The following is a 12,320-nucleotide window of genomic DNA, read 5'->3' on the forward strand; positions in this document are numbered from 1 at the left end:
TTTATTGAGGAGGAACGTCATGGACGACCAGCTCGCACTGCGGATCCAGCTGTTCCGCGAAGGCGGTCAGGTCAAACCCGGGGTGGCCGACTTCGTCGCCGCGGAACTCGCCGCCCTGGAAGCCGAGGGGCATCTCGTCACCGAGGCGACGGCGGGCATGCTGACCAGCCATCTGATGATGGCCATCGGCCGTCTGCTGAACGGTGAGCCGATCGAGCAGTTCCTCACCGACGACCAGGTCGCCGCCGAACTGGCGGACCATCCGGAAGCGGTCGCCCGCGCCCGCGAGGTCGCCGCACGGGCCGAGCGGGAGCTGGGGGCCGCTCTCCCGCGATCCGAGATCAACTTCCTCGGCATGCACCTGGCCGTACTGGCGCGGCAGTCGCCGCCCGCCTCCACGCCCTGACCCCTCCCCGCGCCCCCGTCTCCTCGTACGCGCTCTCTCCGTACGCCCCATCTCCCCGTACGCCCCGCAGGAACACGCAGAAAGCAGAACAGCCATGACGAAGATCCTCACCGGTGGAGTCGGCAAGGTCGAGGTCACCCAGGCCATCGGCAGCCTCGGCATCGACTCCCTCGACGTCGTCCCCTCCAGCGACATGGACGCCGCGATGAAGCTGCGGGCCGGCCAGGCCGACTACTACCTGGGCACCTGCCACACCGGCGCCGGCGCGTCGCTGGGCGTGCTCGTGGGGCTCCTGGGCAGCGCCTCCTGCCACACCTTCGGCCGGAGCGTCCCCACCGAGGAGACGATCACCGCCCTGCTCGCCGACGGCAAGAAGGCCTTCGGCTTCTCGATGGACCAGATCGACGTCATCGCCCCGCTGATGGCCCGCGCCATCGCGGCCCGCGGCTGATCGCAGCCTCCTCCTCATCGTCCCGGGCACCAAGGAGTGACTCGTGAGCACCACTCTCGCCGCCGGCGCGGAACTCGACTTCTCGCTGGCCCAGCAACTGACCGTGATAGCCCTCTGCGCGCTCACGGCGTTCATCGCGCACATGGCGCTGGCCGTCTTCAACGACGGCGTGCGCCCCTTCCTGCTGGACTTCATCCAGGGGCGCACCACCCGCAGCGCGACGACGGCCGTCTCCTTCGGGCTCTCCGCCGGGTTCATCTTCGGGCTCGGCGCGCCGATGGCCCTGTCCACCGGTGTGCTGAACCCGTGGCTGCTCTTCCTGCCCACGGACATCCTCGGGATGCTGTCACCGAAGAAGTGGCTCGCCCCGATCCTCGGCGGCGCGTGGGGCGCGGTGGTCGTCTTCGGACTGAACGGCGCCAACAACGTCGCCCATGACCTGCCGGTCGACTTCCTGACCGCGATGCAGCAGATGTCGACGCCGATCCTGTTCCTGTTCACGCTCTTCCCCGTGCTCGCCATCACCAAGCAGTTCGGCCGCAGGTGGGGCGGCGTCGCGGGCGTCCTCGAACTGGCCCTGGTCGTCCTGACGACGAAGCTGTGGCCCGACATGTTCGCCGGGGCGCTGGCCATGGCGGTGGGCGTGCTGATGCTCATCGGCCTCGCCGTCTCCAAGGACCTGCGGCAGCGCCGGGCCGACCGGGCGGCGGGCGTCGTGGAGGAGGTGACCGGGGACGACCCGATGGCGTCCCTCTTCAGCGCCAGCGCGACCCGGCTGCGGAAGTACCTGCCGCTGTTCATGCTGCTGGGCGCGGGCGTGTGCGTCCTCGCCCAGATGCACGTGTTCGGCGGCGGCGAGGCGACCAGCTTCCTGATCGCGAAGGGGCAGTACGCCGAGGCGGCGCAGGTCGACTTCTACCGGGTCTTCGGCTTCATCCCGCTGATCGCCACGACCGCGCTGGCCTCCGGCGCGTACGGCATCGCGGGCTTCACCCTGGTGTACCCCATCGGGTACCTCATGCCGAACCCCTTCCTGGCCGCCGTCGTCGGTGCGCTCGTGTTCGCCGTCGAGGTGCTGGCCCTCTCCTGGATCGGCAAGGTGCTCGGCAAGCTGCCGAGCGTCCGGGACTCCTCGGAGCACCTGCGCAGCGCCATCGGGGACACCCTCCAGCTCGCGATCCTGTTCGGCTCGCTGATGGCCGCCAACGCCATGGGCGGCGGGCTCGGCATCCTCGTCGTCGGCGGGCTCTACCTGCTGAACGAGTCGATGGGCCGGCCCGTCGTGAGGATGGCCGCGGCCCCGGCGGCCGTGATCGTCGGCGGTGTCCTCCTCAACGTCCTCTACTGGCTCGACCTGTTCACCCCGGTCAAGGGCTGAGGTCCGACCCCGGATCCGGCCGTGCCGTACGCGGAGAAGGCCGTGCCGTACATGGAGCAGGAGGCCCCACGATGAACCACCCCGCACCGCACACCCTGCGCACCGTCACCGGAGAGCTCCGGGCCGCTTCGGTACGCGGCCCCGCCCTCGCCCACGAGCACCTCGTCCTCGATCTGGACCGGGTGGGCGACGGCGCGGCCGTCCTCGGACCGGAGCGCCACGCGGCGGCCGTGGCCGCCGAACTCGCCGCACTGCGCGCCGAGTACGGCCTCGCCCTGGTCGTCGAGCTGACCTGCCGGGGCATGGGACGTGACATCCGCGCGCTGTCCCGCATCGCCCGGGAGACCGGTGTCGCCGTCGTCGCCGCGACCGGCTGGTACTACGAGCCGTTCCACACGCCGGAGATCGACGCCCTGGACGTGGCGGCGCTCACCGGCGTCCTCGTCCGGGAGATCGAGGACGGCGTGGACGGGAGCGGCGTCCGGCCCGGCGTCCTCGGTGAGATCGGCAGCCACGGCGACGTACCCACCGCCGCCGAGGGCAAGGTGCTGCGGGCCGCCGCACGCGCGGCGCTCGCCACCGGCCTCTCCGTCGCCACCCACGCCCAGCTCGGCCGGGGCGGCCTCGCCCAGCTGGAGCTGCTCACCGGTGAGGGCCTGCCCGCCCACCGCGTGAGCATCGGGCACCAGGACCTCCTGGACGACCCCGGCGTCCACCGGGAGCTGGCGGCGAGCGGGGCGTACGTCGCCTTCGACACCGTGGGCAAGACCGCGTACCGGAGCGACGGGGCCCGGCTGCGGCTGCTGCTCGCGCTGCTGGAGGCGGGCCACGCCGACCGGGCCCTGCTCAGCTGCGACATCTCCCGCCACGGCTATCTGCGCGACGAGGGCGGCCAGGGGTACGGGCACCTCTTCGCGAGCTTCCTGCCCCGGCTGCGGGCGGCCGGGGCCGACGACGACCTGATCGACCTGCTGACCCGCCGCAATCCGGTGCGCTTCCTGACCGGCGCGACCGTGGAGGAGAACTGACATGAGCCCCGCACCCCCGCCCACGCTCCCCGCGACCTCTCCGCTGCCCACGGTGGCCCTGGAGGACGCCGCGGCCCGGCAGTTCCGGCTGCTGGAGGCCACTGCCGCGCACTTCGAGGGCGATCAGCTGTTCTCCGCCGACGCGGGCGTCGTCCCCGGCCTCGGGCGGCCCCGCACCACCGCCCGCGTCGAGGCGGTCCTCGCCGACTTCTTCGGCGCCGAGGAGGCCGCCCTCGTACAGGGCGCGGGCACCGGGGCGATCCGGGTCGCGCTCAACGCCGTCGTCCGGGCGGGCGACGATCTGCTGATCCACCGGGCCCCGGTCTACCGCACGACCGAGGTCACCTTCCGGGGCATCGGCGTACGCACCACGGAGGCGGACTTCAACGACCGGGCGGCGCTCGACGCCGCCCTGGCGTCCGGGCGGTTCCGGTGGGCGTACGTCCAGCACACCCGGCAGCGGCTGGCCGACTCCTACGATCCGGCCGAGGTCATCGCCGCCTGCCGGGCGGCCGGGGTCCGCACGATCGTGGACGACAACTACGCCGTCATGCGCACCCCGGCCGCCGGGGTCGAACTGGGCGCCGACGCCTCCTGCTTCTCGCTCTTCAAACTCCACGGGCCCGAGGGCGTGGGCCTGGTCGTGGGCGCCCGGGACCTGGTCGAGGGCGTCCGCCGCGACAACTACTCCGGCGGCGGGCAGGTCCAGGGCCACCAGGCGCTGGACGCGCTGCGCGCCCTCACCCACGTACCCCTCCTGTGGGCCGTGCAGTCACGGGTGGGGACCGAGGTCGCCGAACGGCTCGCGGCCGGCGAGGTGGCCGGGGTCGCGGAGGTCCGCGTCGCCAATGCCCAGGACCGCTGCCTGCTGATCCGCCTCGACCGGCCCATCGCCGCCGAACTGCCTTCCGTCGCCGCGCGGTTCGGCGCCGCGCCGTACCCCGTCGGCTCCAACTCGCGCTACGAGATCGCGCCGCTCTTCTACCGGATGTCCAGTTCGGCCCTGGACGACGCCCCGGAGCTGGCCGACTGGACCGTGCGCGTCAACCCGATGCGGGCCGGTGCGGACCTCGTCATCGACATCCTGCGCCGCTCGCTCGCCGCGATGGCCGACCCGAAGGGCCACTGACCGTGTTTCTCGACACCGTGCTCACCCGCAACCCGGAGCTCGTCGACGCCGCGGCCGCTCTGCACCGGCGGGGTGAGATCCCGCCCGACACCTATGTGATGGACCTCGACGCCGTCGAGGCCAACGCGGCCCTGCTGGCGGCCGAGGCCGAACGCCTCGGTATCGGCCTGTGGTTCGTCGTCAAGCAGATCGGCCGCAACCCCGAACTGATCCGGGCCGTCGCCCGGCACATCCCCCGCTCCGCCGCCATCGACCCGGCCGAGGCCCGGGCCCTGCACGCGGCCGGGGCCGGGCCGGGCAACGTCGGCCACCTCGTGCAGATCCCCCGGCGGGCCCTGCCCGGCGTGCTGGCGTGGCGGCCGGAGAACGTCACGGTCTTCGACCTGGCCAACGCCCGTGCCGTCTCGGACGCGGCCCGGGAGCTGGGCTTCGTCCAGGACGTCCTGATCCGGCTCGAAGGGGCCGAAGGCACCGTCTACCCCGGTCAGGAGGGTGGTGTTCCGCTGGAGCGGCTGGACGCCTTCGCCGAGGCCGCCGAGGCCCTCGGGGGCATCCGGATCGCGGGCGTCACCGCCTTCCCGTGCGTGCTCTGCGACCCGGAGTCGGGGCAGCCCGCCGCCACGGCCACCTTCGACCTGGCGCTCAAGGCCCGCGACCTCCTCGCCGCGCGCGGCCACCTCGATCTGAGGCTGAGCGCGCCCAGCGCCACCTCGATGGCGTCCCTCCCGCTGCTCGCCGAGCGCGGGGCCACGCACGGGGAGCCGGGCCACGCCCTCACCGGCACGACTCCGCTGCACGCCCTGGACCCGGCCCAGCCCGAGAAGCCGGCGTACGTGTACGTCAGCGAGGTCGCGCACACCCTCGCCGACGGCCGCCCGGCCCTGTTCGGCGGCGGGTTCTACGCGCGCTCCCACATCCGCGGCGCCCTCCTGCCACGCACCGGCACGCGGCTGGGCGTGCGGGACGCCCCCGCCGAGAACATCGACTACTACCGGCTGCTCGACGCGCCCCCGGCCGGCTCGGACGTCCGGCTGGGCGACACCGCGCTGCTCGCCTTCCGTACCCAGATCTTCGTCACCCGCTCGACCGTCGCCGTCGTCTCCGGACTCGCCTCCGGAAAGCCCCGGCTGAACGGGCTCTACGACGCCCACGGCCGAGCCCTGTAAGGAGCGATCCCATGGCCAGGACCGTGATCGTCGTCATCGACGGATTCGGCGTCGGCGCCATGCCCGACGCGGGCGCCCTGCGCCCCGGCGACCGCGCCGCCGACACCTGCGGGCACGTCCTCGACCACACCCGCGCCGCGTTCGGGCGGCCGCTGCGGCTCCCGGTGCTCGGGGCGCTGGGCCTCGGTCTGGTCCACCCCCACCGGGACCTGGCGCGGAGCACCCGGCTGCCCGTCGCGGCGGGCCGGGCCGCCCTGGGCTATCCGGGTGCGGACACCTTCGCGGGCCACCAGACCATGATGGGCGCGGACTTCAGCCGGGTGACCGTGGCCCGGCTCGCCGACCACCTCGACGAGGTGACCGAGGCGCTCACGGCGGCCGGTCACCGGGCGGAGCGGCTCGACGGGAAGCCGCTGCTGCTGGTCGACGGGGCGGTGCTGGTCCACGACAACCTGGAGGCCGACCCCGGGATCAACTGGAACGCGTCGGGGCGCCTGGAGGATCTGCCGTTCGACGGTCCGGGCGGGATTCTCGCCGTCGCCCGTACGGTGCGGGCCGTCGCCCCGGTCGCCCGGGTCATCGCGGTGGGCGGGCACGCGGACGGTCCGCTCGGCTCCTACGTACGGGGCGGGGACGGGGGCACCGTCGGTCTCGACACCCCGGCCACCGGCTTCTACCGCAACGGCGGCCTGGAGGTCCAGCACCTCGGCGCCCCGCTCGACCACACCCGTCAGCTCCCCTCTCTCGCGGCGCGGGCCGGCATCCCGGTCACCCTGGTGGGGAAGGCCGCCGACATCCTGGTGTGCGAACAGGCGGACCGCCGGCCGGCCGTGGCCACAGCCGACGTCCTGGCGCACACCCTGGAAGCGGTACGCGCCGGGGGCGACGCCCTGGTGGTCGCGAACGTCCAGGAGACGGATCTGGCGGGGCACCAGCAGGACACGGGGCGCTACGGGCAGGTGCTGGAGCAGGTGGACTCGGGGCTCGCCGGGCTTCTGGCGCTGCTCACGGACACCGGGGACCGGCTGATCGTCACCGGCGACCACGGCAACGACCCCTCGATCGGGCACGCGCACCACACCCGGGAGTACGTGCCGGTACTGATCCACCGCCCCGAGGGGGCCGGGGTGGAGCTGCTGCCGGACGCGCGGAGCCTCGCCGACGTGGGCGCGACGGCCGCCCGGTCGCTGGCGCTGTCCCCGCGGGACCTGGCGGCGGGATCGCCGATCGGCACGGACGGGGAGGCGCGGGCCGCCGCCCCGCGGACGTAGTCGCCCCGCGGACGTAGTCGCCCCGGGGACGAAGAATCCCCGGGGCGTAATTGCGGTCCGGGGATTATCGCGGGTATATTGGATTCTTCTGTGCTCATGCAGAAAGGCCCCGCTCGGGGGCCTTATGAGTACGAATATATCTGGCGGGGAGCCGTTTTGTCAAACCGGGAAAGCGACGAATTGCGGGAAGAGCAGGAATTCATCGACCGGCTCCATGCCCGGGTCGACGCCCTGCGCGGGGTGGCCGCCGATGGCGTCGAACACGCGCTGACGCCGGTCGGAACGGGCCAGCAGGCACGGCTGGAGCGCGACATCCTCGTCGCGGAGCGCTCGGGTCTGCTCGCCGCGCTCAACGCGGTGGACGGTTCGCTGTGTTTCGGGCGCATCGACCGCTCCGACGGGCTCGCGCACCATATCGGCCGTATCGGAATCCGTGAGGACGACGCCGAGCACACCCCTGTTCTGATCGACTGGCGTGCGCCGGTGGCGCGTCCTTTCTATCTCGCCACGGGGCACACGCCGATGGGTCTTCGCCGGCGCCGGCACATCACGACCGAGGGCCGCACCGTCACCGAGCTCCATGACGAGATCCTCGATCTCGGGGACCGCGACCGCACCGGCTTCGAGGATCCGAACGGCGACGCCGTGCTGCTCGCGGCGCTCGACTCCGCGCGGACGGGACGCATGGGCGACATCGTGCGGACCATCCAGGCCGAGCAGGACGCCATCATCCGGGCCCCGCACCGGGGCGTCCTCGTCGTCGAGGGCGGGCCCGGCACCGGCAAGACGGCCGTCGCGCTGCACCGGGCCGCCTTCCTGCTGTACGAGCACCGCGAGCTGCTGGCCAAGCGGGCCGTGCTCATCGTGGGGCCCAACCCGGCGTTCCTGCGCTACATCGCGGAGGTGCTGCCCGCGCTCGGCGAGACCGGTGTGCTGCTGGCGACGCAGGCCGAGCTGTTCCCCGGAGTGCACGCCACCGGTACGGACTCCGCGCGCGCCGCGACCGTCAAGGGCGGCGAGCCGATGGCCGAAGCGCTCGCCCTGGCCGTACGCGACCGGCAGCGGCTGCCCGAGCCCGGGGCGGCGGTGGTCATCCCGCACGAGGACGGCGGGGACCTGGTCCTGGACTGGGAGATCGCGTACGAGGCCCGGCAGGCGGCCAGGGACACCCGTCTCCCGCACAACCTCGCCCGCCCCCACTTCGTCTTCCGCGTCATCGACGCGCTCACCGCGCAGCTCGTCGAACGCATCGGCGCCGACCCCTACGGCGGGCCCAACTTCCTCGGCCCCGACGACGTGGCCCAGCTCGGCCGGGGCGTGGCGCTGAGCAAGGAGGTGCACGCGGCCGTGGACGAGCTGTGGCCGCCGCTCACCCCCGAGGGCTTCCTCGCCGACTATCTGGCCGACCCGGTGTACGTACCGGACGAGGACGCCGACGCGATCCGCCGCCCGGCCGCCGCCGGGGCGTGGACGCCCGCCGACGTACCGCTGCTCGACGAGGCCGCCGAGCTGCTCGGCGTCGACGACAGCGCGCAGAGGGCGGCTGCCGAGGCCGCCCGTCAGGAGCGGGTCGGCTACGCGCAGGGTGTGCTGGAGCTGTCGCGCGGCTCGGAGAGCTACGAGTTCGAGGACGAGGAGTCCGAGGTCCTGGCCGCCCACGACATCATCGACGCCGAGCGGATGGCGGAGCGGCACGAGGAGGCCGACCACCGCACCGCCGCCGAGCGGGCCGCCGCCGACCGCACCTGGGCGTTCGGGCACATCATCGTCGACGAGGCGCAGGAGCTGTCGCCGATGGCGTGGCGGCTGCTGATGCGCCGGGCGCCGAGCCGCTCGCTGACGCTGGTCGGCGACCCGGCCCAGACCTCGGAGGAGGCCGGCGTCGGGTCGTGGGAGAAGATCCTTCGGCCGTACGTCGGCGACCGCTTCGAGCACGTCGGCCTGAAGGTCAACTACCGTACGCCCGCCGAGATCATGGAGCTGGCGGCCGAGGTCCTGCGGGAGAAGGACCCCGCGTTCACCGCCCCCGTCTCGGTGCGGTCGACCGGCGAGAAGCCGTGGACACGGGATGCCGGGGAGGATCTGGCGGGCGAGGTGGCCCGGGCGGTCGTGGAGTTGACGCCCCGGGAGGGGCGCCTCGCGTTGATCGCTCCGCGTGCGCTGCACGAGGAGATCGCGGCCCCGCTGGACGGCGTCACGGCGGGCGAGGCCCCCGACCTCACGCACCCGGTGGTGCTGCTGGACCCGCGCCAGGCCAAGGGGCTGGAGTTCGACCATGTGCTGGTCGTGGAGCCCGCCCGGTTCGGCACGAGCGATCTGTACGTGGCGCTCACCCGGGCCACCCAGCGTCTGGGCATCGTCCACCGGGAGGGGCTGCCTCCGGCGTTGCGCTGACGGGCCGGGCGGCCCGCCCCCGTGGTGCTCGGCGCCGGCGGGCCGCGGGCGTGGCCGGAACACGGTTGGCGAAGCCATAGGGTGACGCCATGTCTTCGCCATTGAGTTCGACAAAGACCGCGGCCGCTCTCCGCACGTCGGCACGGGTCTCCGCAGAGGTGCTGCTGGTCCTCGTGGCGGCGGCGGTCGCGCTGTGGGTGCTGGGCCGGATGTGGTCGGTCGTATGGCCGCTGATAGTCGGTCTGTTCCTCACCACGCTGACCTGGCCGCTCGCCCGTTTCCTGCGCCGGCTCGGCTGGTGGCCCTCGCTCGCCGCGTCGGTGGTGACGGTGTTCTCCCTGCTCGTGGGGGCGGGCATCGTGGCTCTGATCGCGGTGCCGGTGGCGGGTGAGTCCGGGGAGCTGGCCGACGGGGTGATCCAGGGGATCGACAAGCTCCGCGAGTGGGCGGCGGGTCCGCCCCTGAACATCGGCGACGACCAGATCACCGGTGCCCTGGACACGGCGACCGCTCAGCTCCAGGACAGTGTCGGCAGCGTGGTCACCACCGCCGTCACCGGGGTGAGCACCGTCGTCAACGGGCTGGTCACCGCGGTGCTGGCGATCTTCCTGATGTTCTTCTTCCTCAAGGACGGCCCGCGCTTCCTGCCGTGGCTCACCCGTCAGCTTCCCGGCCGGCTCGCCACCGACGTCCCCGAGGTGGCCTCCCGCTGCTGGGACACCCTGGGCGCGTTCGTGCGGTCCCAGGCGTTCGTGGGTCTGCTGGACGCGGTCTTCATCGGACTCGGCCTGTGGATCCTGGGGGTACCGCTGGTCCTGCCGCTGGCGGTGCTGACCTTCGTCTGCGCGTTCGTGCCGATCGTGGGGGCGCTGTTCGCCGGATTCGTGGCGGTGGTCATCGCGTTGGTCTCGAACGGACCGATGGACGCCCTGCTCGTGCTGGCGATCATCGTCGTGGTGCAGCAGTTGGAGGGCAATGTGTTCCAGCCCATGATCCAGAGCCGTGGGCTGGGTCTGCACGCGGCCACGGTCCTGCTCGCCGTCACGCTGGGCGGCAGCCTGGCCGGTGTGGTGGGGAGCCTCCTCGCCGTACCGGTGGCTGCGGTGCTCGGGGTGGTCTGGAACTACCTCCGCGAGCAGCTCGTGGAGGAGCCCCCGGAGGCAGGGGCCCCGGCCGACGAAGCCGGCGCACCGGTCCCGTCGGCCTAGGGCCCGGCCGCCTCACCGCCCGAGGGTGCGCAGCAGCGCCGGCAGCGCGCCGCGCAACTCGCGCTCCCAGTAGGGCGGGGAGTGGGTGCCCCGGTAGAAGTGCGTGGTGACCGCCACCCCGTGGGCCCTCAGCCGGGAGGCCATCGCCCGGTTCTCCGCCCCCATGATGGCCTCGGTCGGGGACAGGACGTCCTCGGGGAAGGGGTGCTCGGGGTCCTCCAGGCCGGGGACGTGCGGGTCCGGCTCCGTGCCGGGCGGGTCGAGCGCGCCCGCCCGGCCGTCGCCGCTGGAGAGGTGGACCTCGACGCCGCGCAGTCGCTCCGGCCGGTAGTACGGGTCGTGGTTCTGCCAGATCCGCCGCTGGGCCACCGGGTCGCCCCACAGCGCCGACCGGTCCAGCCCCAGGTAGTCGAGCCCGGCCCGGACCGCCCGGGGGTGCTGGAGCGGATGGACGTAGCCGCTGAAGCCCGCCACCGCGCGGAACAGGCCGGGGTGGCGTGCCGCGTAGGCCAGTGCGCCGAAGCCGCCCTGCGACTCCCCCGCCGCGACCCGCCGCTCCCCCGCGCCGTAGGAACGCTCCAGGAGCGGGCGCACCTCGTCGAGGTGGAAGGTCTCCACGCGCGGCGCGCCGCCGTCGCCGTGGTTCCACCAATCGCTGTAGAACCCGAAGACCGGCATCGACGGCATGACCACGAGCACGTCGCGCAGGTGCGGGAGCCGCTCCACGGCGTAGTCCTCGGTCCAGGCCTCGGGGTCGCCGTGGCCGCCCGCCAGCAGGTACAGCACCGGCCACCGCTCGCCGCTCCCGCGCTTCTCCCAGCCGTCCGGCGTGAGCAGCCGGACCGTGGCGGGTCCGCCCAACGCCGTTGACCGCACGGTCAGTTCGAGCAGTCGGTGGCCGATCCACCGTTCCCCCGTGACACGGATGCCCGTGCTGTCGCCATCGGGCGGGGCCGCTTGCGCCGTAGCACCGAGGAGGAGCGACAGCAGGACCGCGAACCGGACGATCGCCTTTCGCCGAACTCTCATCACCGCAACCTTCCGACACCGTCGGCCGGACTTCGCCCGACTCTTCGGACGGTACGGAGCGGGCGGACGCCCGGCATCCTCCACGGAGAGTCGGCCCCTACGCCGACGGGAGCAGGCCGACGGGTGGTTCAGGACGGACCGGATCGGCGCTCGGGCGGGTGCTCAGGCCTTGGCGGTGGCGCGGTGCGCCAGGGCGTAGCCGTACTGGTCGGGCCAGCGGGGTGCGGCCGCGAGGGCGTCGGCGGCGTGGTGGGCCCAGTGCGGATCGCGCAGCATCTCGCGGCCGATCATGACCGCGTCCGCCCGTCCCGCCGCGACGATCTCCTCGGCCTGGCCCGCGTCGCGGATCAGGCCCACGGCGGAGGTGCGGATGCCGGCCGTCCGCCGGACGCGTTCGGCGAAGGGGACCTGGAAGCCGGGGTGGGCGGAGATCGCGGCGTCGCGGACGAGGCCGCCGGTGGAGACGTCGAGCAGATCGACGCCGTGTGCGGCCAGTTCCCGGGCGAGGCGGGCGGTGTCGTCGCCGGTCCAGCCCTCGCGCGGGTCCTCGGGGTTCTCGGTCGGCCAGTCGGTGGCCGAGGTGCGGAAGAGGACCGGCAGGTCGTCCGGCCATACCGCGCGGACGGCGTCGACCACCTGGAGGGGGAAGCGCAGCCGGTTCTCCCAGCTGCCGCCGTAGGCGTCGGTGCGGTGGTTGGCGACCGGGGAGACGATCTGGACGCGATCTTCCCGGGGCTGCTCCCGGCCGTCCTGGAAGGGGCGCGCCGGCCGGCGGGCGCACCGGACCGGGCGGACAGGGCATGAGGACGCGTCCGCCCCGAGCACCTGGGGCGCTCGGGGCGGACGTTCGCGTGGAGGTG

General features: G+C 73.4%; 10 protein-coding genes and 1 pseudogene. 9 read left to right on the forward strand and 2 right to left on the reverse strand.

Annotated features, from left to right (window positions below):
- Positions 1-19 precede the first annotated feature (19 nt).
- The 9 genes from OG245_RS01270 (at position 20) to OG245_RS01310 (ending at position 10,431) form a co-directional block, all read left to right on the forward strand.
- Positions 20-406: a PRD domain-containing protein gene (locus OG245_RS01270; protein WP_371621672.1), complete on the forward strand. Its 387-nt coding sequence runs from the start codon at positions 20-22 to the stop codon at positions 404-406.
- 94 nt (positions 407-500) lie between these two features.
- Positions 501-857 (forward strand): DUF2620 domain-containing protein, encoded by a 357-nt coding sequence (locus tag OG245_RS01275; protein ID WP_371621673.1) that lies wholly within the window; start codon positions 501-503, stop codon positions 855-857.
- A gap of 43 nt (positions 858-900) precedes the next feature.
- Positions 901-2,235: a YhfT family protein gene (locus OG245_RS01280; RefSeq protein WP_371621674.1), complete on the forward strand. Its 1,335-nt coding sequence runs from the start codon at positions 901-903 to the stop codon at positions 2,233-2,235.
- 71 nt (positions 2,236-2,306) lie between these two features.
- Positions 2,307-3,263 carry a phosphotriesterase gene (locus OG245_RS01285; protein WP_371621675.1) on the forward strand — a complete coding sequence of 319 codons (957 nt, stop codon included), beginning with the start codon at positions 2,307-2,309 and terminating at the stop codon, positions 3,261-3,263.
- A gap of 1 nt (position 3,264) precedes the next feature.
- A complete protein-coding gene (locus tag OG245_RS01290) occupies positions 3,265-4,392 on the forward strand; it encodes an aminotransferase class V-fold PLP-dependent enzyme (protein WP_371621676.1) in 1,128 nt (375 codons plus the stop codon).
- Positions 4,393-4,394: 2 nt separating this feature from the next.
- The gene (locus tag OG245_RS01295; protein WP_371621677.1) at positions 4,395-5,558 is read left to right on the forward strand and encodes a YhfX family PLP-dependent enzyme; all 1,164 of its coding nucleotides are present in this window, start codon (positions 4,395-4,397) and stop codon (positions 5,556-5,558) included.
- Positions 5,559-5,569: 11 nt separating this feature from the next.
- Positions 5,570-6,829, forward strand: a complete 1,260-nt coding sequence (locus OG245_RS01300) for a phosphopentomutase (protein ID WP_371621678.1) — start codon at positions 5,570-5,572, stop codon at positions 6,827-6,829.
- 180 nt (positions 6,830-7,009) lie between these two features.
- Complete coding sequence (locus OG245_RS01305; RefSeq protein WP_371627773.1) at positions 7,010-9,223, forward strand: AAA family ATPase; 2,214 nt, start codon at positions 7,010-7,012, stop codon at positions 9,221-9,223.
- An 89-nt stretch (positions 9,224-9,312) separates the two neighbouring features.
- Positions 9,313-10,431 carry an AI-2E family transporter gene (locus OG245_RS01310; protein WP_371621679.1) on the forward strand — a complete coding sequence of 373 codons (1,119 nt, stop codon included), beginning with the start codon at positions 9,313-9,315 and terminating at the stop codon, positions 10,429-10,431.
- A 12-nt stretch (positions 10,432-10,443) separates the two neighbouring features.
- On the opposite strand, the gene OG245_RS01315 is transcribed toward OG245_RS01310, so the two are convergent.
- Together OG245_RS01315 and OG245_RS01320 are read right to left on the reverse strand one after the other, a co-directional pair.
- The gene (locus OG245_RS01315) at positions 10,444-11,460 is read right to left on the reverse strand and encodes an alpha/beta hydrolase (RefSeq protein WP_371621680.1); all 1,017 of its coding nucleotides are present in this window, start codon (positions 11,458-11,460) and stop codon (positions 10,444-10,446) included.
- A 162-nt stretch (positions 11,461-11,622) separates the two neighbouring features.
- Positions 11,623-12,171, reverse strand: a pseudogene (locus tag OG245_RS01320) (NADH:flavin oxidoreductase/NADH oxidase); the annotation flags it as partial.
- Positions 12,172-12,320 lie beyond the last annotated feature (149 nt).

Origin of the sequence: Streptomyces sp. NBC_01116 (assembly GCF_041435495.1) — a bacterium.
Classification (GTDB): Bacteria; Actinomycetota; Actinomycetes; order Streptomycetales; family Streptomycetaceae; genus Streptomyces.

Bases quoted from the DNA above. Each gene is read 5' to 3' on its own strand.
- OG245_RS01275 (WP_371621673.1), top strand. From the start codon at position 501: ATGACGAAGATCCTCACCGGTGGAGTCGGCAAGGTCGAGGTCACCCAG.
- OG245_RS01310 (WP_371621679.1), top strand. From the start codon at position 9,313: ATGTCTTCGCCATTGAGTTCGACAAAGACCGCGGCCGCTCTCCGCACG.
- OG245_RS01285 (WP_371621675.1), top strand. From the start codon at position 2,307: ATGAACCACCCCGCACCGCACACCCTGCGCACCGTCACCGGAGAGCTC.
- OG245_RS01290 (WP_371621676.1), top strand. From the start codon at position 3,265: ATGAGCCCCGCACCCCCGCCCACGCTCCCCGCGACCTCTCCGCTGCCC.
- OG245_RS01270 (WP_371621672.1), top strand. From the start codon at position 20: ATGGACGACCAGCTCGCACTGCGGATCCAGCTGTTCCGCGAAGGCGGT.
- OG245_RS01300 (WP_371621678.1), top strand. From the start codon at position 5,570: ATGGCCAGGACCGTGATCGTCGTCATCGACGGATTCGGCGTCGGCGCC.
- OG245_RS01315 (WP_371621680.1), bottom strand. From the start codon at position 11,460: ATGAGAGTTCGGCGAAAGGCGATCGTCCGGTTCGCGGTCCTGCTGTCG.